Source organism: Ignavibacteriota bacterium (assembly GCA_016716225.1).
GTDB lineage: Bacteria > Bacteroidota > Ignavibacteria > Ignavibacteriales > Melioribacteraceae.
In genome coordinates this window covers 4183667-4206905 of sequence record JADJWT010000001.1, presented here as the reverse complement: position 1 = coordinate 4206905, position 23239 = coordinate 4183667, and the positions used below count along the sequence as shown (strand labels likewise).

Here is a 23239-nt window from a genome sequence, read left to right as displayed (position 1 = left end):
TATAATTCAAATAAATAAAATAATAGTTCAAAATAATTATCAAGGATTTAGGTTCCATACCCCTAAACAATAATAAAAGGAACTTTTGTTCTATCACAATTATCATTAAACTTTGATTGCTCCTCAATATTGTATGTATTTACAAATCCACATGCAAAACTAAAATTAAAGGATATTTTATGTTTTCTGGTTCATTAAAATTTTGCAGTAAGTGAACTAAATAATATCTCCACATTCCATCAAAAAAAGTGAATCATATTGGCAGTAAATTGAACTGAAGTTTGGTAATATAATTGCTAAAAAATATTTTAGAGAGTTTTTCATTTATTATATGTTTATAATCATTAAATTTTAAGTTATAAAATACCATTAATATAAACTTCCGAAAAATTGATTTATAATCATATGTCATTGTAATGAAAACAGGAATCTATAATAATTTCAATAGATTCTCGTTTTCATGAAAATAACAATTTTAATATTTCAGAAGTCTCTAATATAAATTTCGATTTCCATTTGTTTTTAAGTCTGTAAATATTAAATTAAATAAGACACAATATCAAAATAATAAATTATCAAATAAAATAAGGAGGACTTTATGAACGATAAATTCAGTAAGTTTTTAATAATTGCTTCAATTCTAATATTCTTTGCTTCAAATTCAAATGCTCAGAATGATAAAATTAGACAAAGCTTAAATGCAAGTGTTTCGCAGGCAATTGGGTTAGATACAAAAATTGATATCAATTATAGTAGACCAGGTGTAAAAGGAAGAAAAATTTGGGGAGATTTAGTTCCATATGGTTTAACACCAGGAAACAAATATTCAGATGATAAGCCTTTCCCATGGAGAGCAGGAGCTAATGAAAATACAACTTTTGAAACCAGCAAAGATATTTTAGTTAATGGGAAAAAACTTCTTGTCGGGAAATATGGGATTCACATGATTCCGGGAGAAAAAGAATGGATTGTAATTTTTAGCAAAAATAATTCACTTTGGGGAAGTTATAAATATAATGAAGCCGAAGATGCATTAAGAATAACTGTAGCTCCAAAAGAAGCTCCCTTTGAAGAATGGTTAACTTATGGTTTTGATAATTTGAATGGAACTACTGCAACTGTATTTTTGCATTGGGAAAAACTTATTATTCCATTTCAGGTTTCAATAGTAGAATAAAATTTATATTATTTCTTTAACTTAGTATTAGGCAGCTGAATTGGAAAATATTCAGTTGCCGATATTGATCTGATAAACACAATTTTTGGATGGATATGAATCTTCGAAAAATCTTAATCTCATTTGCAATATTTTCATCAATTATTAAATTAAATCTAAATGCACAAATTCAGCGACCAATGAACAGTGCGGAAATTATTGAATCAATTGAAAAACTAAATGTGGCTGGAAGCGTGTTGTATATTGCAGCTCACCCAGATGATGAAAATACTTCAGTGTTGGCATACTTTTCAAAGGGGAAAAAATTAAGAACTGGTTACTTAGCTTTAACTCGCGGAGATGGCGGTCAAAATTTAATTGGTTCTGAAAAAGGTGATGAAATTGGAATTATACGAACAAAGGAATTGCTTGCTGCAAGAAGCATTGATGGAGCTGAACAATTTTTTACCAGAGCTATAGATTTTGGTTATTCTAAATCTCCGGAAGAAACTTTTAAGTTTTGGGGGAAAGAAAATATTTTATCTGATGTTGTTTGGGTAATTCGAAATTTTAAGCCGGATATTATTATTACTCGCTTCCCAACTGATGGTAGTGGAGGACATGGTCACCACACAGCTTCAGCAATTTTAACCGAAGAAGCATTTAAAGCTGCTGCTGATCCTACAAAATTTGAAAATCAGTTAAAATATGTTGAAACTTGGCAAGCTAAAAGATTATTTTGGAATAAGTGGCGACCATCAGAAGAAGCACAAAAAGGATTGACAAAAATTAATGTTGGAGATTATAATTCAATCTTAGGAAAATCATATACTGAAATTGCAGGTGAAAGCAGATCAATGCATAAGAGTCAGGGTTTTGGAGCTTCAGAAAGACGAGGAAATATTTTTGAATATTTTGAATTTAAAGCTGGGGAAAAACCAAATTCTGATTTGTTTGATAATATTGATTTAACCTGGAATAGAATTGAAAATAGTCAGAAAATTCAGCAGCAAATTAATAAAATTATTTCTTCCTTTAATCCAGAAAAACCGTCACAATCAGTAAAAGATTTAATTGAATTAAATAATGAATTAAACTCTATAAAAAATAATTATTGGGTTGAGCAGAAAAAGAAAGTATTACTATCAATAATTCAATCTTGTGCAGGATTTTGGCTTGAAGCAATCTCCGATGATTATTCAGCCTCTCCTGGAGATAAAATAAATTTTACTACAACATTAATAAACAGATCGAACATAAATTTTACTATAGAAAATATATCACTTTCAGATAAACTTGCAGATTCAACAATAAATCTTAAATTAGAAAATAATAATCCCTTTGAAATAAAAACTAACTTTATTCTTCCAAAAGATTTTCCAATCTCTCAGCCTTATTGGTTAAAAGAAAATAACAACGGAAAAATATTTAATGTTGATAATCAGAAATTAATTGGATTACCGGAAAATCCAGCGGCAATAAAAGTGTGGGCAACTTTAAAAGTTGGAAATGATATTTTAAAATTTCAAACACCTTTGGAGTACAAATGGACCGATAGAGTAAAAGGTGAAGAATATAGACCATTCGAAATTCGTCCACCCGTTGTAACATCAATTCAAAATAAATTAGAAATTTTTTCTGAAGATGAGCCGAAGGAAATTAAGGTGCGATTAAAAAGTAATACAAATAAAGTTTCGGGAATGTTAAAACTTAACGGAAATTCCGATTGGCAAATTTCACCGAATGAAATTCCATTTTCGTTTGATAAAAAAAATTCCGAACAAACTTATACTTTTTCAATTACTCCGCCAAAATTTAAAAATGTAGCAAATCTTTCTGCCAATATTTTAATTGATGGAAAAAATTACAACAAAGATATGGTTGAAATTTATTATGATCATATCGGTTACAACACTTACTTTCCGGATAGTAAAATTAAATTAGTAAAACTGGATATTAAAAAATTTGACGGAACAATTGGATATATTATGGGAGCTGGAGATGATGTTCCCGAGGCACTTGAAAATTTGGGTTATAAAGTTGTAATGCTGAGTGATGAAAATCTTGACAACGAAAACCTAAATAATTTTGATGCAATTATTACCGGAGTAAGAGCTTATAACACTAGAGATAGATTAAAATTTGATCAGCCGAAATTATTGGAGTATGTAAAAAATGGCGGAACTTTATTAGTCCAGTATAATGTTTCTTCTGGCTTACAGACTGAAAATATTGGTCCGTATCCTTTTTCAATAACTCGTGAAAGAGTTACAGATGAAAATACAGAAATGAAATTTTTAGATCCGGAAAATAAACTTTTAAATTTCCCCAACAAAATAACAAATGAAGATTTTGATAATTGGGTGCAGGAAAGAGGTTTATATTTTGCAGATAATTGGGATAAAAATTACACCCCTATTTTTACCTCACACGATAATGGTGAAAGTGATTTAAAGGGAAGTCTTCTTTACACAAAATATGGAAAAGGTAATTTTATTTATACGGGAATTTCATTTTTCAGACAATTACCAGCTGGAGTTCCCGGCGCATTCCGACTTTTTGTTAACTTAATTTCTGCTGGAAAGTCAAATGAATGAAGAACAAAATATAAATTCTATTGAAAATTTAGATGAAGAAAAACCTCCAATATTTTCTTCATGGAAAAAACTTTATATAATTGTTTTAATAAATTTAATTTCACTTATCATTCTATTTTTTTTATTTACAAAATATTTTAACTGAAATTTTTTCTAAATAATTGGCCGATGAATGAGTATTCTTGATTGGATTGTTCTTATAGGTTTTTTGTTGTTTGTTTTGGTTTACGGAATTTGGAAAACCAGAGGCAAAAAAAATATTCAAGAATATCTGCTTGCAAATAGATCAACTCCTTGGTACACCGTAACGCTTTCAATAATGGCAACTCAAGCAAGTGCAATTACATTTCTTTCAACTCCTGGACAAGCATATGTTGACGGGATGCGTTTTGTACAATTCTATCTTGGTCTACCAATTGCTATGATTATTCTTTCAATAACTGTTGTTCCAATTTTTCACAGATTAAATGTTTATACAGCTTATGAATATTTAGAGCAAAGATTTGATTTAAAAAATAGAATTTTAGGAAGTGTGCTTTTTTTAATTCAAAGAGGCTTGGCAGCCGGATTTACAATTTTAGCTCCAGCATTAATTATTTCTATTTTACTTGGTTGGGATATTCAGCTTACAATTTTTGCAATTGGCGGAATTGTAATTTTATACACCACTTCCGGCGGTACTGATGCTGTTAACAAAACTCACTTATTACAAATGATAATAATTACATTCGGAATGTTCTCTGCATTCTTTATGATTTTGCATTATTTACCAAACGATATTTCATTTTTAGATGCTACACAAATTGCCGGGAAAATGGGCAAACTAAATGCAATTACTTTCGATTTTGATTTGAATGACAGATACAATATTTGGACGGGATTAATCGGCGGAACATTTTTAGCATTATCATATTTTGGAACTGATCAATCTCAAGTTCAAAGATATCTTTCCGGCAAATCTGTTGCACAAAGTAGAATTGGACTTTTAGCAAACGGAATTATTAAAATTCCAATGCAGTTCAGTATACTTTTTCTAGGAACGATGGTATTTGTATTTTATCAATTTATTACTCCACCTCTTTTCTTTAATTCTATTGAATTGGAAAAAGTAAAAAACAGTAATTACTCAGCTGAATATTCAAATATTAAAAATCAGTTTGATGAAATTCATAAAGAAAAAAGAAATCAATTAAGGGAAATGTTAGATGCAGAAAATTCAGAAAATGAAAATGTTAATGAAATTTCTGAAAAAATAAATAATTCTGCAGCTCAAGAAAAAAAACTTAAATCAGAAGTTACAAGCTTAATCAAAAAAGTTGATTCAAGTGCGGATACAAATGATATAAACTATATTTTCCTTAGTTTTGTTATAAATTATTTACCAGCGGGATTAATTGGATTAATTTTGGCTTCTATATTTTCAGCTTCAATGTCATCAACTTCTGCAGAGTTAAATGCTTTGGCCTCAACATCCGTAATTGATATTTACAAAAGATTAATTAAATCGGATGGATCAGATAGACATTATGTTTTTGTATCAAAAATAGCAACAGTTTTTTGGGGATTTTATGCAATCGGTTTTGCAATGTTCGCAAACAAATTAGGTTCGTTAATTGAAGCTGTGAATATTCTTGGATCATTATTTTATGGAACGATTTTGGGCATATTTTTGATTGCATTTTATTTCAAAAAAGTAAACGGAACTGCAACTTTTTATTCTGCAATCATTGCTGAAACAATCGTAATCTTAATTTACCTTTTCACCTCAATTCCATATCTCTGGTATAACGTAATTGGATGTTTAGTATTAATTGCCATAGCAGTTTTTCTAAATAGGTTTGCAACTTCTAATTAAAATAAAATTGAATCGATAATAAGTCCGCAAGTTTGGAAAGACTGAAAAATATTTAGAATTACTCTAATCGTAATATCATCAATGGTTACATATTCATTGTTAGGTAATATTGACGGAATACTTTTTCAGTTTACTGGAGTTCCAGTATCGAGTATTAAACAATATTTACATATTTCATCGGTTTTAATATTTTTCCCATTTGCACTAATAGGAATTTTAATATGGAATTCAATTCTAGTTGCAATTGCTTCAATTATTACTAATCCGAATAATTCCTGGAAAAGTTCCTTAATGTTACTTCCAATATTATTTATTCTGACTTCTTTTTAATTACTCGCAACCCGGATAGTATAACGGCAATAATACTTTCATGGTTTCCATTAACTTCCTCTACATCAATGCCGATGCGATGAGCAGTTACTGAAGTTCAAATGCGGGAGTTAATAGTTTCATCTATTGTCTTTGCCTTTACATTCTAAATTTTTAGATAATTAGCAGAAAAGATTTTTGCGAGTTTCAATTCTGATTACTGAAAAAGAACCAACTTGTTGTGAAGTTTTCAAACTTTCAAAACTTAATTAAATACTCTGTTTCAAATAAAATATTTTTGTTAACTTTTATGCTATGACATTATACATTGACGGGGATGCGCTTCCTAATTTGTTAAAACCAATTCTCTCTTTTTGCCTAATATTAAGAATACCATTCATTATATCATTTTGAATTTTTGCTTGATATAAAATAGCTTGGTTCTTATTTGTACCAACGATTTCTCTTTTTCTTACTCCGTTGATAGTGTAATCAATCTGATAAACTTTGCTATTTTTTCTTGAGATTTTTCTTAAACCAACTCTTGGAGTCGACATAAATTACCCTATAATTCCTTATAGTAAAATAATAAAATGGCACGATTTTGTCACGCGTAGGATTTGTAATAGCTGTAAGTCTTTATAAAACAATAAGTTAGATGAATTTGGAGGCGGCGATCGGATTCGAACCGATGAATAAAGGTTTTGCAGACCTTCGCCTTAGCCACTTGGCCACGCCGCCATTCAAATATTTTTGAAAAAAGAACAGTACAAAAAAGAAAATCCACCTAAGTGGATTAGAGCGGGAGACGAGACTCGAACTCGCGACATCAACCTTGGCAAGGTTGCGCTCTACCAACTGAGCTACTCCCGCAAAAATATCAAAAAACTGAGTGCAAAATATAATATTGTTTATTTTCTTTATCAATAGAAAAAATCATTTTCTTGAACCATGTATAAAACCTCTATATGGTCTTGATGGCTGAACAGAAATGAAACAATTTTTATCAATTTCTTCAACAATTTTTCTAGCTTTTGTTAAATCACGTCTTCTGATTAAAATTATTAATAGAGACATTCCACCGGAACCACCTTCAGCTGGAAGAATTGTAACTCCAAATTTAGCTTTTCTTAATTCATTTGCAATATTTTCTGCAAAATGCATTGAAATAATATTTACTTGAACATAGCCCATTGCAACTTTTTCTTCAAGTGTTATACCTATTACATTTCCTAAAGCAAAACCTAATGCATAACCAAGCATATTATAAGTGTTATCCAAATGCTGAAAAATATATCTCATTCCAAAAATCCAAATCAGAACTTCGCAAAATCCTATTACTCCAGCTAAATATTTTTTACCTTGAACAACTGTAATTGTTCTAAAAGTTCCAAATGAAACATCCATCATTCGCAAAACCATAATAAAAAGAGCACCAAGAATATTTTCCAACATAATTTAATCCAATTTTATAAGTAAGTTTTTTGTGTAACGAAATGTAAAGATTTAATTTGAAAAAACATGATGACAACTTATTTTTTTGTAATTTTGTGCTCAAAATTTGGGTAATTATGTTTGAAATTGAACGAACGGAATTAGTTGAAAACTTAAAACAAAAAGGTATTAGAGATATAAATGTGCTTTCCGCAATTTTATCAGTTCCTAGACATGATTTTGTTCAGCAAATAATGATTTCGCATGCATACAAAGATGTTGCTTTACCAATTGGATACGGACAAACTATTTCGCAGCCTTATACTGTTGCGGTAATGACCGAAGCTTTGAAATTAAAACCGAATGATAAAGTTTTGGAAATTGGGACCGGTTCAGGTTATCAAGCTGCAATTTTAAAACAAATGGGAATGCAAGTTTTTAGTATTGAAAGAAATGAACAAATCTATAAAAAAGTACAAAGTTTGTTTGACGAAAAATCAATTCGTGTTTATTGCAAATGCGGCGACGGAACAATTGGATGGAATGAACATTCTCCATTTAACGGAATTATTGTAACTGCCGGAAGTCCGTCAATTCCAGAAAATCTTAAAAAACAATTGGCAATTGGCGGAAGATTGGTAATTCCGGTTGGAGATAAATCATCTCAATCATTAAAAATTCTGAAAAAAATTTCTGACGAAAATTTTATTACAGATGAAATTCCTAATTTTGCTTTTGTTCCTTTAATTGGAAGAGAAGGTTGGAACTAAAAGTTTTAATTATTGTTGGTCCAACTTGCAGTGGAAAAACCACTTTGGGAATTAAACTTGCACAAAAACTAAATAGCGAAATTATTTCTGCCGACAGTCGGCAAATTTTTAAACTATTAAATATAGGAACAGCAAAACCAACCGAGACTGAATTAAATTTGGTTAAACATCATTTTATCAATAAGTTAAATCCGGATGAAATATATAATGTTAGCAAATTTGAAAAAGACAGTTTAGAAATAATTAATAATTTGCACAAACAAAATAAAATTCCAATTGTTGTTGGAGGAAGCGGATTATACATTAAAGCAATTGTTGATGGAATTTTTGATGAAGTTGATATAGATGAAAATTACAGAACAGAATTATTAGAAAAACGGAAACAATTCGGGAATGAATATCTTTATGAAATGTTGAATAAAATTGATGAAAAAACTGCTTCAAATTTACTTCCGCAAAATTGGAAAAGAATAATTCGCGCTCTCGAGGTTTTTCATCTAACTGGAAAACCAATTTGGGAGTTTCATATTTCTCAAAGTAGAAATTTAAATTTGGATTTCATTCAAATAGGTTTGAATTGGCAAAGAGAAATTTTATATAAAAATATTGAAGCAAGAGTTGATTTAATGATAGAAAACGGACTGATAAATGAAGTAAAATCAATTTTGAATTTGGGATATGGAAAAAGTCTAAATTCCTTAAATACAGTTGGATATAAAGAAATTATTGATTATTTAGAAGATAAAATTTCACTCGAAAGAGCAATAGAATTAATAAAAAGAAATACACGAAGATATGCTAAACGTCAGCTTACTTGGTTTAGAAAAGATGATAGAATAACATGGTTTGATGTATCTTCGGAAAAAAGTCTTGAAAAAATTTGTGATAAAATTTTATGTTCAATCGCTTAGTTTAATATTTAGATTACTAATCGAAATTACTAAATATCAAGAATTGTGTTAATTCATTTAATCGAAAAGTAAAATTTGTGAAATAAATTTTTAAAAATATAAAAATAACGTAAGAGGAAATTATGTTTGAAGAACAATTGAAATTTGCAAAAGATCAGAATGAAAAATTAGAGAAATTACGAGGTTATCTTTGACATTTCAAATAAAGTAAATAAAATAAGTGAATTAAAAAAAGAAACTGAAAAAGATGGATTTTGGAACGATCAGAAAAGTGCGCAAAATGTATTGCAAGAAATTAAGAAAATAGAAATATGGGTTGAACAATTTGATAAGCTAAAGGAGAAACAAAAAAATCTTTTCGAATTTATTGAACTTGCTGAGCTAGAAAGTGATGAATCTTTATTTGATGAAATACAGAAAGAAATTTCGGAATTAGATGAAAAAATTTCCAGCTTAGAATTTAAAAGTATGTTAAGCGGAAAAGATGATGATAAAAATTGCATTATGACAATTCACTCAGGAGCTGGCGGAACCGAATCTCAAGATTGGGCAGAAATGCTTTTCAGAATGTATTTACGATGGGCAGAACAGAATAATTTTCAAACAAAACTAATTGATATGTTAGAGGGCGAAGGCGCCGGAATTAAAAGTGCAACTTTAGAAATTACCGGGGAATTTGCTTACGGCTATGCAAAGGCTGAAAATGGTGTTCATCGTTTAGTAAGAATTTCTCCGTTCGATTCGAATAAAAGAAGACATACATCTTTTGCCTCTGTTTTCGTAATTCCGGAAGTTGATGATTCAATCGAAATTGAAATAAATCCAGCTGATTTAAGAATTGATACATATCGTTCCGGCGGAAAAGGCGGACAGAACGTAAACAAAGTTGAAACTGCAGTTAGAATTACACACATTCCCACAAATACCGTTGCTGCATGTCAGTCGGAAAGATCGCAATCAAGCAATAAAATTAATGCTCTTAAACTTTTAAAATCAAAACTTTATCAGTTGGAGTTGGCAAAGCAAGAAGCTGTAAATGAAGAAACTGAAAAAACCAAAATGAAAATTGAGTGGGGAAGTCAAATAAGGTCTTATGTTTTTCATCCATATAATATGGTTAAAGATCATCGCACAAATGTTGAAACTTCAAACACACAAGCTGTTATGGATGGCGATATAAATATGTTTATGAAAGCATTTTTATTAGAATTTTCCCAGAATATTTAATAAAAATTTCTTAATCTTAATAATACTCTTAAACTTACTCTGCTTATAAATTATCTATATTGTTATGAAACTGATTAAAAGATAGATTAAGAATAAGAATAAGATAAAGAATGATGTAAAAATTGAATCAAAGAAAATGTCTAAAAAAACAAATTTTGATAAACAAAAAAGTAGCAAAAGAAAAATAGATTTTTTTGATAAAGTTTATAAAGTTGTTGCAAAAATTCCCTATGGAAAAGTTACAACTTACGGAGCAATTGCAGAATTTTGTGGAATTAAATCATCTGCAAGAACTGTTGGCTGGGCAATAAATGGAGCTAAAGATTCCGGTTTGCCTTGTCATAGAGTTGTAAATAGAAATGGTGAATTAACCGGAAAATTACATTTTGGTGATCCGAATTTAATGGAAGAGTTGTTACAATTTGAGGGAATTGAATTTACCAAATCCGGAAATGTTAATATGGAAAAGCATTTATGGAAACCAAAAAAAATCAAAAATGAAAAGTTAAAAGTCAAAATACCAAAATCAAAAAATGGTTAAGAAAAAATCTAATATTTACTTACTTCCAAAGATGCTAAACCTCCGTTCACGTTTATGTAAATTTTTTCCGAAGCAGTTTGAAAATTATCAGTTACATAATCTGAACCATTAATAATAAATCCATCTAAATTTTTAGAAACTAAAGCCATTTCTCCAGTTATTTTACATCCGGAAGTTTGCGGAATATAAATTTTTAAGGATGCGGCTCCCATTTCTACATTTAAATCAGTTTCGGGAAATCTATTTCCTAATTTAATTTTTGTTTCTGTTGCTCCGGTTTTTAACGAAATATTTTTTACTTTGAATGGAATTAAATTAAAATATGATTTTGCTGCACCTATTTGTAAATCAAAATTATAAATGGGATTTTCGTTTAAACTTAGCTGAAAATCATTTGAATATTTCCCGAAAATTTTTGCACCGACTTCTTCCATCCGAACATCAATTTGCATTGTTGAATCATTTTGACTTTTTGTGAATTCATATTTTCCTATATTTCCCGATGAAAATCCTTTTACCAATTCATCAGAAATTTTCTCAATATTAAATTTTCCGGCACCGGCTGCAATTGTTAAATTAACTTGTTTGATAGAATCGTTGTTATCAATTCTATAAAAATTTTCCGAATATTCTCTTACGTGTTTTCTTTGGAAATCTCTGTAATTATCAAAATCGAATGCGTCATTTATTAAACCAAATATAAAAACCCCAAGAATTATTCCCATTACTACGCTAATTACTGGCTTAATAAATGTTCCTTTAAATATTATTGAAATTCCCATTAGAATAATTGCGACTGGCCACAAATCCCAAATATAATACCAATCAATATCGATGTATGTATATCTGTTTAGTAAATAAAGTGAGCCGAATGTTATAAATGCGAATCCCCAAAATAAATTTGATGATTTCATATTTTTTTCTCTGTTTTATTTGTAGAGTTAAATATTAAAAAAAGTCCTAATAAAATTATTGCCGACATGAACAATACTTCAAAATCAAAAGATGGAATAAATCTTTCTGATAAAAACATTAATCCAACACCAATTAAAATTGCACCAAAAATAACTCTGCCTTTGTTTGATGAATTTTCAGGAGTTACTTTATTTTCTTGTGTGAAATTTGAAACTGGCGGAATATCAGATGAAATATTTTCTGCATTATTCTGAACATTTTTATTTTCATTAACAATTTTTTCATATGGTTCTTCTTGAATTACAACCCACAAAATGATATAAACTAATATTCCAAACCCGCTAAAAATTGTAAATAGAATAAGAAGAATTCTAATTATTACCGGATCAACGCCGATATAATCTCCTAAACCACCGCCAACTCCGGCAATTACTTTTTTAGATCTTGATCGATATAATTTCTTTTCCATTTTAGTCTCTCTGAATTTCTAAAATTTTAGACGGAAATATTTAATCAAAAGTTTGATAAAATTCTTGAAATCCAAAGCCATTCACCGATTAAAAATGCTGATTCACCGAAAATTTCATTTTTAACAAAGCAAAAATCAATAAATGATTCTAAAATCAAAAATCGTCGAAACTTTGCAATGTAAAAATATCTTATGAAAACAAAACTTATTATAAAACCAATTGTATAAAAAAACATAGTTGCATATTTTTCAACTTCACAAATTAGGAAATGCGATTTTATGAAAATTGGTTTGTGCCAAATAAATTCTATTATTGGAAAAATTGATTATAATAAATTAAAAATTTTAGAAGGATATAAAAAAGGAATTGAAGCTCGGGTTGATTTGGTAATTTGTCCAGAATTAGCTTTGTGCGGATATCCTCCACAAGATTTGATAGAAAAAGCAGAATTTAGAAGTGAAGTCATAAAAGCCGCAAATGAAATTGCTGAGCAAACAAATGGTGTTGGATTAATATTTGGTACAATTACGGAAGAATTTGATTTTGTTGGAACCGGTTTGTATAACTCGGCGGTTTTATGTTTTGATGGAAAAATTCAATTTGTGCAGAATAAAACACTTCTACCAAATTATGATGTTTTTGACGAAGTAAGATATTTTGAATCTGCAAAAGATGTTCACGTTTTTAAATTTAAAGATGAAAAATTAGGAATCTCAATCTGCGAAGATATTTGGAATGATGCAGATTATTGGAAACACAGACTTTATGAAAAAGATCCCGTTCAAAGACTAGTTGATAAAGGTTCAACAATTTTGGTTAATATTTCCGCAAGTCCTTATCATTACGGAAGAAGGGAAGAACGCCGCGAAATGCTTTCCGTATTAACAAAAACAAATAAGCTCCCGTTGGCTTACGTTTCATGTGTTGGAGCCCAAACTGATTTAATATTTGATGGTGCAAGTTTATGTTTGGATAAAGATGGAAGATTGGTAAAAATAGGTAAAACATTTGAAGAAGATTTTATTGTTTTTGATACAAATGAAAATTATTCCGAAATAAAAAATATTGAAGGAACTTACGGAGAAGAAGTTATAAATTCTTTGGTTTTGGGATTAAAAGATTATGCATCAAAATCCGGATTTAAAAAAGCTTTAGTTGGATTAAGCGGTGGAATTGATTCTGCCGTTGTTACATATTTAGCTGTTCAAGCATTTGGGAAAGAAAATGTTCATGTTGTTATGATGCCATCAGAATTTTCCAGCGAAGGAAGTGTTAAAGATTCAGAGAAACTTATTCAAAATCTCGGCATCTCATCAGAAAAAATTTCTATTAGTTCTTTATTTAATGAGTTTAAAAAAGTTCTTCAACCATCGTTTCTAAATAAAAAGCTGGATGTGACTGAAGAAAATCTTCAATCCAGAATTCGCGGAATTTTATTAATGGCTTTATCAAATAAGTTTGGATATTTATTATGCACAACTGGAAATAAATCCGAAATGGCAGTTGGTTATGCAACTCTTTACGGAGATATGAACGGAGCAATTGGTGTAATTGCTGATATTTACAAAACTGAAGTTTATGAAATTGCAAATTTTATAAACAGAAATGATGAAATAATTCCGCAAGAAATAATTCAAAAAGCTCCATCGGCAGAATTGAGTCCTAACCAAAAAGACGTTGATTCGCTTCCGCCATATGATTTATTGGATAAAATTCTTGAATTATATTTAGAAGAATACAAAGAGTACAAAGAAATTTCAGAAATTATCGGCGATGAAAAATTGGTAAAGAAAATTTTAAACTTAGTTGATAGAAATGAATTTAAGCGAAATCAATCGGCTCCGGCTTTGCGCGTTACAAAAAAATCTTTTGGTTACGGAAGAAGATTCCCTATTGTTCAAGGTTGGCGAATTTAGTTTAAAAGGAAAATTATGAAACAAATAAAAATATTTACAATTCTACTTTTTCTGACTTTTACAATTAATGTTTTTTCACAATTTGGATTTGAGAAAGTTAAAATTCTTAAAACGGAAGTTTTTACATCGTTCAATAAAATTCAGCAAGGCGGTGAAGTAAAACTTGCCGTAAAAATTAATATTGATCATGCATGGCATATAAATTCTGATAAACCTAAAGAAGATTTTTTAATTCCTACCGAATTGAAAATTACAACTTCCGATAATTTTGAAATTGGAAAAATTGTTTATCCGAAATCCAAAGAAATTAAATTTGATTTTTCTGATAATCCAGTTTCGGTTTTTGAAGGTGAAGTTTTTATAGGAACAATTTTAAAAGTTCCTCAAAACATTCAATTGGGTGAAAAACAAATTGTTGTTGAGCTTTCATATCAAGGATGTAACAACGCAACTTGTATGGCGCCAAGTTCAATAATTGATACAATAAATTTAATAGTTGTTGATAAATCAGAACAGATTCAAGAAATTAATTCAGAAATTTTTAGCAATCTAAATTTGCAATATTCTTCATCAAAAAAAAGTGAAGATGATTCATTAACTAATCAGCTTGAAAAAAGTGGATTATTTCTAACTCTACTAATTGTATTTTTAGGCGGTTTAGCTTTAAATCTTACACCTTGTGTTTATCCATTAATTCCAATTACGATTGGTTATTTCGGCGGACAAAGTGAAGGGAAAAGTTCAAAATTATTTTTAATGGGATTTTTTTATGTTTTAGGAATGGCACTAACTTATTCTGTTGTTGGAGTTGTTACAGCACTAAGCGGATCAGTTTTCGGTACACTTCTACAAAATCCAATTGTAATTATTTTCATTGCTCTAATTTTTATTGCACTCTCATTGAGCATGTTCGGAGTTTATGAATTTAAATTGCCGGATTCGCTTGTTGCAAAAGCCGGTGGTTCAAAATCGGGAATGTTCGGCGCATTTTTTATGGGATTAACAATGGGAATTGTTGCAGCTCCTTGTATTGGTCCTTTTGTAATTGGATTGGTAACTTATGTTGCAGCAAAGGGAGATCCCTTTTATGGATTTTTACTTTTCTTTGTTATGGCAATTGGATTAGGTTTGCCGTATTTGGTGTTAGCTTTATTTTCCGGAAAAATTAAAAATCTTCCTCGTGCCGGTTTTTGGATGGATGCTGTAAAACATATTTTCGGATTTATTTTACTTGGAATGGCAATTTATTTTGCAGAACCTCTTTTACCAAAATCCATCTCAAAATATATTCTTCCAATTTTTATGATAATTTCCGGAATTCTTTTATTCATAATGGATAACGAGGCAAACAAAATTTTCGGATTCAAAATATTTAAAATAGTTTTTAGCACATTGTTAATTATCGGTGCTGCATATTTGCTTTATCCAAACGAAAAAAAATCTTTAGATTGGGAATATTATTCTGAACAAAATTATGAATCAGCCTTATCAAATAATGAAAAAATGATTATTGATTTTTATGCCGATTGGTGTATTCCATGTAAGGAATTAGATGCACTAACTTTTTCTAATGATGAAGTGATTAAAGCCTCACAAAACTTCAAAAGTTTTAAAGTTGATATGACCAAAACACTTTCCGAAGAAACCGAAATTATCAGAAAGAAATTCGAAATAAGAGGAATGCCCACAGTTTTAATTATTGATTCAAATGGCAAAGAAGTGGAAAGAATTACTGGCTTTATTAATGCGAAAGAATTTCATAAAATAATTGAGACTGTAAAATAAAAATAATTTCCTTGGTTAATCTTTTTAGCTTTCATATTTTTTATTTTATAAAAAATTTATAATAAATTGATTGGTAAACAAATGGCAGATGTAAAAGAAAAAGTAGAAAAACACATTGATGAAGTTACGGTTCGTTTTGCGGGAGATTCCGGCGATGGAATGCAGCTTACCGGAACTCAATTTAGTGATACGACTGCAGTACTTGGTAATGATTTAAGTACTCTTCCAGATTATCCCGCAGAAATTAGAGCTCCTGCCGGAACTTTATACGGCGTTAGCGGATTTCAACTCCATTTTAGCAGTGAAGATATTCATACTCCCGGTGATGTTCCTGATGTTTTAGTTGCAATGAATCCAGCTGCATTAAAGAAAAATTTACCGGAATTAAGGAGAAACGGATTAATAATTGTTAACTCAGATGCTTTTGATAAGAAAAATTTGAAATTAGCTGAATATGATAGCAATCCACTTGAAGATGGTTCTTTGGATGGTTATGAAATTATGGATATTCCAATTACTTCACTTACTTTTTCTGCTTTGGAAGATAGTCCGCTAAGTCAAAAAGAAAAATCAAGATGTAAAAACTTTTTTGCACTTGGATTAATGTATTGGTTATATAATAGACCAATTGATCAAACTGTAAACTGGATTGAGTCAAAATTTAAAAATAAACCCGATATTATTGATGCAAATGAAAAAGCATTGAAAGCCGGTTATAATTTTGGAGATATTACAGAAAGATTTACAACAAGATATACAATCGAACCTGCAAAACTTAAATCTGGTGTTTATAGAAATATTTCCGGGAATGAAGCTACTGCTTTAGGATTTGTTGTAGCCGCAGAAAAAGCTGGGCTACAATTATTTTTAGGTTCATATCCAATTACGCCAGCTTCTGATATTTTACAATATTTAAGTAAATACAAAGAATTTGGAGTTAAAACTTTTCAAGCTGAAGATGAAATCTCCGGAATTGCATCGGCAATTGGAGCTGCTTTTGGCGGAAGTTTAGCTATTACAACTACAAGTGGTCCTGGTTTAGCACTTAAAACTGAAGCAACCGGTTTAGCAGTAATGACAGAATTACCGTTAGTTATTGTAAATGTTCAACGTGGCGGACCAAGTACTGGTTTACCAACGAAAACAGAACAAGCTGATTTACTTCAAGCACTATATGGAAGAAATGGAGAAGCTCCAGTTGCTGTTGTTGCAGCTGCAACCCCAAGTGATTGTTTTGATATGTCAATCGAAGCTTCAAGATTAGCGCTGACTTATATGAGTCCAGTAATTTTATTAACAGATGGATATTTAGCAAATGGTTCTGAACCTTGGAAAATTCCAAGTATAGATTCAATTCCAGAAATTCCAGTTAAATTCCATACAGATGTTGATTCATATCAACCTTATTCCCGAGATGAAAATCTTGTTAGACCATGGGCAATTCCTGGAACTCCTGGTTTAGAACATAGAATTGGTGGACTTGAAAAAGCAAATATTACCGGAAATGTAAGCTACGATCCTGATAATCATTTTGAAATGATAAAAGTAAGAGAAGAAAAAATTAAAAAAATGGCAAATTCAATACCTGATTTGGAAATTGAGGGTGATAACGATGCTGATATTTTAGTAATTGGCTGGGGTGGAACCTATGGAGCAATAAAAGAAGCTGTAATGCATTCACGCAAAAAAGGTTACAAAGTAGCTCAAGCTCATTTTAAGTATATTAATCCAATGCCAAAAAATACGGAAGAAGTTTTAAAAAGTTTTAAACATATTCTTCTCCCGGAAATTAATATGGGACAATTAGCAAAAGTATTAAAAAGTGAATTTCTAATTCCTATAATTCAATTTAACGTTGTTAGAGGATTGCCTTTTAGAGTTGGAGATATTGAAGCAAAGATTGTAGAAGTTTTAGGAGGAAAAAATGAGTAGCACGGAAATAAAAACAGAAAAATATACATCAAAGGATTTCTCAAGTGGGCAAGATGTAAGATGGTGTCCGGGCTGCGGAGATTATTCAATACTTGCGCAAGTTCAGAGAACTTTGCCAAATATAGAAAACATTGTAAAGGAAAAAGTTGTTTGGGTATCCGGAATAGGATGTTCAAGCAGATTTCCATATTATATGGGAACATATGGTTTTCATGGAATTCACGGAAGAGCTCCGGCAATTGCAACCGGATTAAAAATTGCACGACCCGATTTAACTGTTTGGGTTGCAACCGGAGATGGTGATTTATTAAGCATCGGTGGGAATCATTTTATTCATGCGTGCAGAAAAAATATTGATCTTAAAATAATTTTATTCAATAATAGAATTTACGGTTTAACAAAAGGTCAATATTCTCCTACATCAGAAAAAGGAAAAGTAACTAAAACTTCTCCTTACGGAAGTGTTGATTATCCTTTCAATGCTATTTCTCTTGCACTAGGTTCAAATGCAACTTTTGTGGCAAGATCTCTTGATCGTGAACCAAAACATCTTGCGGAAATGATTGATAGAGCTGCAGCACATAAGGGATTAGCTTTTGTTGAAGTTTATCAAAATTGCAATATTTTTAATGATGGAGCATTTGAACTTCTTACCGAAAAAGAAACTAAAGATGATCATGTTGTAATTTTAGAACATGGAAAACCAATGCTGTTCGGTAAGAATAAAGATAAAGGTATAAAGCTTGATGGATTTACTCCGGTTGTTGTAGATTTAAACGATGGGAGACATACAATTAATGATATAATTGTACATGATGAAAAAGATCATGGAATGGTTAGAGCTTTTATTCTTTCTCATTTAACTGATGACCCAAATTTACCAACACCTATTGGTGTTTTCAGACAAGTGTTTAAACCAACTTATGATGAAGCAATGGTTGAACAGATTGAACAAGTAAAAAAGAAAAAAGGAAAAGGTGATTTGGAAAAATTACTTTTCGCTACAAATACTTGGGAAGTTTCTGAAAACTAATATTTTTACGGCGGGAATTTTTCCCGCCTATTTTTCATTGCAAAAATTCTTTTCTTTGGCAAATTAAATATGTTAAATCATTCACACTTATTTGAATCTCTTAACAAATTTTCTTCTTTCATTATAACAACTCACGTCAATCCAGATCCAGATGCAATTGGTTCTGAAATTGCAATTGCAGAAATTCTGAAACAATTAAATAAAAAATTTAAAATCATCAATCGATCGGAAACTCCTTATAATATTAAATTTTTAGATTCAGAAAATTTTATTGAAGTTTTTAATGAAGTAAATCATAAATCAGTATTTGAAGATTATGAAGCTGCAATTGTTTTAGATTTAAATCATCTTAACAGAACTTCAATAATGGAAAATTCATTTAGAAATTTTAAAGGAAAAATTATTTGTATTGATCATCATACAAATCCGGAAAATTTTACGGATTTGAAATTTATTGATGAAATAAAATCTTCAACTGGTGAAATTATTTATGATTTTATTAATTTCAATAAAAATCTAAAAATGAATTTTCAAATTGCCCTTTCGCTTTATTCTGCAATAATGACGGATACCGGTTCATTTAGATTTTCAAAAACCAATTCCGAACTTCATAGAAAAGTTGCAGAACTTTTGGAATTTGGAATAAATACAGAAGAAGTTTATGATAAAATTTACTCGCAATATGAATTTAGCAGAAATAAAATGTTGGGCAACACGCTTGCAACAATTTCAATTTCCGAATCTGGAAAAGTTTCATACATGATAATTACGCAAGCAGTTTTAAAAGATGCTAATGGAATTGAAGCTGATGTTGACGGTTTTGTAAATTTTGCACTAAACACAAAAGGTGTAAAAATTGGAATTTTATTTTTTGAATTGGAAAATGGAATAAAGATTAGTTATCGATCAAAGGAAAAAATTCCGGTAAATATCTTAGCAGAAAAATTTAAAGGCGGCGGACACTTAAACGCTGCCGGTTCGCGACTGTATAATGAAAAGTTGGATAATATTATTCCGCAAGTAATTGAAGAAGCAGAAAAATTAATTCAAAATTTTGAAATAAATTTGGCAAATAATCTATGATATTTAATTTAGAAATTACTTCAGCCAACAAACTAAGTTCTTATAAAAAAAAATCTGCGATTATTTATTTTATTAAAGACTCTCATGATGTTGATGATTTTTTCACAAAATTAAAAATTAAAATTAGTGAATCACAAAAACTGCAATTACTTGATGAAAAAATTTCTGAATTAAAAATATGGAATTCAGATTCACCGGAATTATCAGTAATTAAACGAATTAAAATTGATAAAAAATTCAATAATGATTTTTTTAGAAATTATTTTAGTGGATTGATTCAATTTTTAGAAAATCAAAATTTGCAGAATATTTATATACCATTTATTGATTTCAAAAATTTTGTAAATCATTATAAATCTGAAGAATATTTTTATCAAACTATTTTGGAAGGAATTTATTTAGGAAATTATAATTTTAAAAAGTATATCGGTAAAACAAAAAAACCTCTTAGCCTTAACATCACTTTTGAAAATCCAAACACAAAAATTTCAAATCAAATTTTTAATTCAACAAAACAAATAGCTGAAGCAATTTATTTTACTCGAGATTTGGTAAATGAACCGGCAAATATTCTTACGCCAATTGAGTTTGCAGCTAGAGTAAAAAAGGAATTCAACAAAACATTAGTTGATGTAAAAATTTTTTCCGAAGTTGAATTGAAAAAGAAAAAGATGAATGCAATTCTATCAGTTGGGAAAGGCAGTTCAAATAAACCGGTGATGATTATTGCAAACTATAAACCAAAAGTTAAAACAAAAAATAAAATTTGTCTTGTAGGAAAAGGTGTAACATATGATACCGGCGGATTATCGATAAAACCAACTGCCGGAATGCTTCAAATGAAGGCGGATATGGCTGGCGGAGCAACAGTTTTTGGAATTATTAAAGCTGCAGAAAGAAATAATTTGCCAATCGAAATAATTGGAATTGTTCCTGCAGTAGAAAATTCAATTTCCGGAAATTCATACAAACCGGGAGATGTAATTTCAACTTCATCCGGAAAAACTATTGAAGTGAAAGATACAGATGCAGAAGGAAGAATAATTCTTGCAGATGCTTTGGAATTTGCATCAAAACATAACCCAGATGTGATAATTGATTTTGCAACATTAACCGGTGCAGTTGCTGTAGCATTAGGATTATTTACTGCTGGGGTTTTTACCAAAAATGATGAAATTGCAAAAAGAATTGAAATTGCATCAAGAGAAACTTACGAACACACTTGGAGATTACCATTCTGGGATGAATTTAATTCCTTAATGGATAGTAAAATTGCTGACGTAAGTAATTTAGGTCCACGTTGGGGCGGAGCAATTACCGCTGGAAAGTTTTTAGAGAAATTTGTCGATGAAAAAATTCCCTACGCACATATTGATATTGCCGGACCGGCATTGAATCATGATTTAACCAATTATACAAAAGATTACTGCACCGGATTTGGTGTTAGATTTATGAATGAATATCTAAAAGATATTTGCAAAAAGTAATTTTTATTCAAATCTATTAGTTTTCGTTTAACTCGTAAATCTTAATTTTTGATTTAGAAAAATTCTTTTCTTAACTTCAATATTAGTTATTGAATTTTATATTGATTGGCAGATAAAAATCTAAAACTAAAAGCGAGGAATTATGAAAAAGTATACTGTTCTAATTTTATTTGTTTTGTCAATTAGTATTTATTCCCAAAGCAATTGGGATGTTGTTTGGTCACTTGCTGAAAAACCATTTTTAGGTTCTGGTGCAGCTTCGGAAATTTCAATTGTTAAAGCTGGGTTTGATACTGATCAAGACGGTTGGGGTGAATTTATGTGCGGCTGGACTGATCTTGAAAGAAATTTTGTACTTATGTATGAAGCAACCGCAGATAATACTTATGATTTAGTTTGGTACTGGGAATTTCCAGTTTCAGTAAATACATTTCCTGGAATTGCTGTTGGGGATTTAGACAATTCTGGCAAAGTTGATATTGTTATCACACTTCCAACAGTTGCTGCAGATGATAGTCCGCCAAGACTTTGGTTTTTTGAATGGAACGGAGTTACCGGCGAAAATAAATATGGTAAAGGAGATTTAGGCTCAGTTACAGCACACAAATCTTGGAACTTCAATTTGGATAATGGATTGGATTTTCGTCCGTTTGGATTAACGATTGAAGATATCGATAAAGATGGAAAGAATGAATTAATTTGCGGTGTAAGAATGGGAGATCGCGGAAGAGAAATTTTTGTTGTTTCTGCAACGGGAGCTTTAACCGGATTTGGAAGTTTCAAAATTGAATTTAATCATCAAGAATTTTTTGATGGTTCACTTTACAGTGTTACAACCGGTGATCTAGATAATGATGGAAAAAGAGAAATTTATGCCGCTGTTTGGGCAAATATGACTTTAAGAATTTTTGAATGTAATGGTGATAGTCAATACGAATTGGTTACTTCACTTGATAGTATGTCAACAACTGATTATGGTGCTGTTGATGCCTTACGTGTTGCTGATGCAAATAAAGATGGTATTAATGAATTATATTGGGCTGGCTCTGAATCAGAGAATACTATGTTTATTGTAACCGGGATAAATGATGTTAGTCAAATAACTCCGGAAGATATTAAACCATTTTTCCATATTCCGGTAACTGCGGATGGCGGGTTAAAGTCAATGTATATTGCTGATCCGGATAATGATAGTAATATTGATTTAATGATTGGTGGAGAAAGAAATGGACAAGTTTTTGATTTGGAATACAACGGAACTGGTGATCCAGCTGATTCATCAAGTTGGACATTAAATATATTATTTGATATTTGGGAAGAAAGTGGACTTTCTCCAACTGATTCAGTTGTGCTTACCCCAAGAATGTTTTATGGAATGCCAGCTGGTGATATGGATAAAGATGGAAAATCAGAATATGTATTTACAAATTACAGTGCAGATTTTTCAGTTTGGGCAAATGATAAATATCTGTGGATGATTGAAAGTGATGTTGCAGTTAGTGTTGAAAATCCTAAGAATATTATTTCAAGCAATTATAATTTGGAGCAGAATTATCCAAATCCGTTTAATCCAAATACAAAAATAAGTTATTCAATTCCAAATGTAGCCTCGAGCTTTAGCTCGAGCCAAATTGTGCAGATTAAAGTTTATGATATTTTAGGGAAAGAAATTTCAACATTAGTAAATGAACAAAAACCAGCCGGAAATTATGAAGTTAATTTTAATGCAGTAAATCTTCCAAGCGGAATTTATTTCTACAAAATACAAGTTGGTGAATTTTCTGAAATAAAGAAAATGACTTTACTTAAATAAAATTT

Annotated in this window: 20 protein-coding genes and 2 tRNA genes; 16 read left to right on the top strand and 6 right to left on the bottom strand. The window is 30.2% G+C overall.

The window, feature by feature from the left end:
- The first annotated feature begins 598 nt into the window (after positions 1 to 598).
- From IPM32_18075 to IPM32_18055, 5 genes are all read left to right on the top strand, one after another.
- Positions 599 to 1177: a DUF2911 domain-containing protein gene (locus tag IPM32_18075; protein MBK8947153.1), complete on the top strand. Its 579-nt coding sequence runs from the start codon at positions 599 to 601 to the stop codon at positions 1175 to 1177.
- 89 nt (positions 1178 to 1266) lie between these two features.
- A complete protein-coding gene (locus tag IPM32_18070; protein ID MBK8947152.1) occupies positions 1267 to 3753 on the top strand; it encodes a PIG-L family deacetylase in 2487 nt (828 codons plus the stop codon).
- The gene (locus IPM32_18065) at positions 3746 to 3898 is read left to right on the top strand and encodes a hypothetical protein (GenBank protein MBK8947151.1); all 153 of its coding nucleotides are present in this window, start codon (positions 3746 to 3748) and stop codon (positions 3896 to 3898) included. The genes IPM32_18070 and IPM32_18065 overlap by 8 nt, the downstream gene beginning before the upstream one ends.
- A 27-nt stretch (positions 3899 to 3925) precedes the next feature.
- A complete protein-coding gene (locus IPM32_18060) occupies positions 3926 to 5608 on the top strand; it encodes a sodium:solute symporter (protein ID MBK8947150.1) in 1683 nt (560 codons plus the stop codon).
- A gap of 81 nt (positions 5609 to 5689) precedes the next feature.
- Complete coding sequence (locus tag IPM32_18055) at positions 5690 to 5938, top strand: hypothetical protein (protein ID MBK8947149.1); 249 nt, start codon at positions 5690 to 5692, stop codon at positions 5936 to 5938.
- 287 nt (positions 5939 to 6225) lie between these two features.
- Here IPM32_18055 and IPM32_18050 read toward each other — a convergent pair whose 3' ends face one another.
- From IPM32_18050 to IPM32_18035, 4 genes are all read right to left on the bottom strand, one after another.
- The gene (locus tag IPM32_18050; protein MBK8947148.1) at positions 6226 to 6474 is read right to left on the bottom strand and encodes a hypothetical protein; all 249 of its coding nucleotides are present in this window, start codon (positions 6472 to 6474) and stop codon (positions 6226 to 6228) included.
- 108 nt (positions 6475 to 6582) lie between these two features.
- Positions 6583 to 6658 (bottom strand) — tRNA-Cys (locus IPM32_18045).
- Positions 6659 to 6717: 59 nt separating this feature from the next.
- A tRNA-Gly gene (locus tag IPM32_18040) sits at positions 6718 to 6790 on the bottom strand.
- Positions 6791 to 6853: 63 nt separating this feature from the next.
- Positions 6854 to 7372, bottom strand: coding sequence for a DUF2179 domain-containing protein (locus tag IPM32_18035; protein MBK8947147.1), 519 nt, complete (start codon positions 7370 to 7372; stop codon positions 6854 to 6856).
- Between the two features lie 116 nt (positions 7373 to 7488).
- Between IPM32_18035 and IPM32_18030 the strand changes: the two genes are divergently transcribed.
- The 4 genes from IPM32_18030 to IPM32_18015 all read left to right on the top strand — a co-directional run bounded on the left by IPM32_18030 (position 7489) and on the right by IPM32_18015 (position 10800).
- Entirely contained in the window at positions 7489 to 8121 is a 633-nt protein-coding gene (locus IPM32_18030) for a protein-L-isoaspartate(D-aspartate) O-methyltransferase (protein MBK8947146.1), read from the top strand.
- The gene (gene miaA, locus IPM32_18025) at positions 8112 to 9032 is read left to right on the top strand and encodes a tRNA (adenosine(37)-N6)-dimethylallyltransferase MiaA (protein MBK8947145.1); all 921 of its coding nucleotides are present in this window, start codon (positions 8112 to 8114) and stop codon (positions 9030 to 9032) included. Before IPM32_18030 ends, miaA begins: the two co-directional genes overlap by 10 nt.
- 122 nt (positions 9033 to 9154) lie before the next feature.
- A protein-coding gene (gene prfB, locus IPM32_18020) for a peptide chain release factor 2 (GenBank protein ID MBK8947144.1) occupies positions 9155 to 10259 on the top strand; the annotation gives its coding sequence in 2 pieces (ribosomal slippage) (positions 9155 to 9223 and positions 9225 to 10259; 1104 coding nt in all).
- Positions 10260 to 10395: 136 nt separating this feature from the next.
- Entirely contained in the window at positions 10396 to 10800 is a 405-nt protein-coding gene (locus tag IPM32_18015) for an MGMT family protein (GenBank protein ID MBK8947143.1), read from the top strand.
- A gap of 8 nt (positions 10801 to 10808) precedes the next feature.
- Here IPM32_18015 and IPM32_18010 read toward each other — a convergent pair whose 3' ends face one another.
- Together IPM32_18010 and IPM32_18005 are read right to left on the bottom strand one after the other, a co-directional pair.
- Positions 10809 to 11714: a hypothetical protein gene (locus IPM32_18010; protein ID MBK8947142.1), complete on the bottom strand. Its 906-nt coding sequence runs from the start codon at positions 11712 to 11714 to the stop codon at positions 10809 to 10811.
- Positions 11711 to 12184 carry a PspC domain-containing protein gene (locus IPM32_18005; protein ID MBK8947141.1) on the bottom strand — a complete coding sequence of 158 codons (474 nt, stop codon included), beginning with the start codon at positions 12182 to 12184 and terminating at the stop codon, positions 11711 to 11713. The genes IPM32_18010 and IPM32_18005 overlap by 4 nt, the downstream gene beginning before the upstream one ends.
- Positions 12185 to 12463: 279 nt before the next feature.
- On the opposite strand from IPM32_18005, the gene IPM32_18000 reads away from it, so the two are divergent.
- The 7 genes from IPM32_18000 (at position 12464) to IPM32_17970 (ending at position 23234) form a co-directional block, all read left to right on the top strand.
- The gene (locus IPM32_18000) at positions 12464 to 14101 is read left to right on the top strand and encodes an NAD+ synthase (protein ID MBK8947140.1); all 1638 of its coding nucleotides are present in this window, start codon (positions 12464 to 12466) and stop codon (positions 14099 to 14101) included.
- Between the two features lie 15 nt (positions 14102 to 14116).
- Positions 14117 to 15886, top strand: coding sequence for a protein-disulfide reductase DsbD (gene dsbD, locus IPM32_17995; GenBank protein ID MBK8947139.1), 1770 nt, complete (start codon positions 14117 to 14119; stop codon positions 15884 to 15886).
- An 81-nt stretch (positions 15887 to 15967) separates the two neighbouring features.
- The gene (locus IPM32_17990; protein ID MBK8947138.1) at positions 15968 to 17818 is read left to right on the top strand and encodes a 2-oxoacid:acceptor oxidoreductase subunit alpha; all 1851 of its coding nucleotides are present in this window, start codon (positions 15968 to 15970) and stop codon (positions 17816 to 17818) included.
- Positions 17811 to 18851, top strand: coding sequence for a 2-oxoacid:ferredoxin oxidoreductase subunit beta (locus tag IPM32_17985; GenBank protein ID MBK8947137.1), 1041 nt, complete (start codon positions 17811 to 17813; stop codon positions 18849 to 18851). Before IPM32_17990 ends, IPM32_17985 begins: the two co-directional genes overlap by 8 nt.
- Positions 18852 to 18920: 69 nt before the next feature.
- Positions 18921 to 19934, top strand: coding sequence for a bifunctional oligoribonuclease/PAP phosphatase NrnA (locus tag IPM32_17980; GenBank protein MBK8947136.1), 1014 nt, complete (start codon positions 18921 to 18923; stop codon positions 19932 to 19934).
- A gap of 116 nt (positions 19935 to 20050) precedes the next feature.
- A complete protein-coding gene (locus tag IPM32_17975) occupies positions 20051 to 21421 on the top strand; it encodes a leucyl aminopeptidase (protein ID MBK8947135.1) in 1371 nt (456 codons plus the stop codon).
- Between the two features lie 142 nt (positions 21422 to 21563).
- Positions 21564 to 23234 (top strand): T9SS type A sorting domain-containing protein, encoded by a 1671-nt coding sequence (locus tag IPM32_17970; GenBank protein ID MBK8947134.1) that lies wholly within the window; start codon positions 21564 to 21566, stop codon positions 23232 to 23234.
- Positions 23235 to 23239 lie beyond the last annotated feature (5 nt).

What these genes read in the sequence shown, in the direction of transcription:
- IPM32_18075 (MBK8947153.1), top strand. Translation starts at nt 599, where the DNA reads ATGAACGATAAATTCAGTAAGTTTTTAATAATTGCTTCAATTCTAATA.
- IPM32_18070 (MBK8947152.1), top strand. Translation starts at nt 1,267, where the DNA reads ATGGATATGAATCTTCGAAAAATCTTAATCTCATTTGCAATATTTTCA.
- IPM32_18065 (MBK8947151.1), top strand. Translation starts at nt 3,746, where the DNA reads ATGAATGAAGAACAAAATATAAATTCTATTGAAAATTTAGATGAAGAA.
- IPM32_18060 (MBK8947150.1), top strand. Translation starts at nt 3,926, where the DNA reads ATGAGTATTCTTGATTGGATTGTTCTTATAGGTTTTTTGTTGTTTGTT.
- IPM32_18055 (MBK8947149.1), top strand. Translation starts at nt 5,690, where the DNA reads ATGGTTACATATTCATTGTTAGGTAATATTGACGGAATACTTTTTCAG.
- IPM32_18050 (MBK8947148.1), bottom strand. Translation starts at nt 6,474, where the DNA reads ATGTCGACTCCAAGAGTTGGTTTAAGAAAAATCTCAAGAAAAAATAGC.
- IPM32_18035 (MBK8947147.1), bottom strand. Translation starts at nt 7,372, where the DNA reads ATGTTGGAAAATATTCTTGGTGCTCTTTTTATTATGGTTTTGCGAATG.
- IPM32_18030 (MBK8947146.1), top strand. Translation starts at nt 7,489, where the DNA reads ATGTTTGAAATTGAACGAACGGAATTAGTTGAAAACTTAAAACAAAAA.
- IPM32_18015 (MBK8947143.1), top strand. Translation starts at nt 10,396, where the DNA reads ATGTCTAAAAAAACAAATTTTGATAAACAAAAAAGTAGCAAAAGAAAA.
- IPM32_18010 (MBK8947142.1), bottom strand. Translation starts at nt 11,714, where the DNA reads ATGAAATCATCAAATTTATTTTGGGGATTCGCATTTATAACATTCGGC.
- IPM32_18005 (MBK8947141.1), bottom strand. Translation starts at nt 12,184, where the DNA reads ATGGAAAAGAAATTATATCGATCAAGATCTAAAAAAGTAATTGCCGGA.
- IPM32_18000 (MBK8947140.1), top strand. Translation starts at nt 12,464, where the DNA reads ATGAAAATTGGTTTGTGCCAAATAAATTCTATTATTGGAAAAATTGAT.
- dsbD (MBK8947139.1), top strand. Translation starts at nt 14,117, where the DNA reads ATGAAACAAATAAAAATATTTACAATTCTACTTTTTCTGACTTTTACA.
- IPM32_17990 (MBK8947138.1), top strand. Translation starts at nt 15,968, where the DNA reads ATGGCAGATGTAAAAGAAAAAGTAGAAAAACACATTGATGAAGTTACG.
- IPM32_17985 (MBK8947137.1), top strand. Translation starts at nt 17,811, where the DNA reads ATGAGTAGCACGGAAATAAAAACAGAAAAATATACATCAAAGGATTTC.
- IPM32_17980 (MBK8947136.1), top strand. Translation starts at nt 18,921, where the DNA reads ATGTTAAATCATTCACACTTATTTGAATCTCTTAACAAATTTTCTTCT.
- IPM32_17970 (MBK8947134.1), top strand. Translation starts at nt 21,564, where the DNA reads ATGAAAAAGTATACTGTTCTAATTTTATTTGTTTTGTCAATTAGTATT.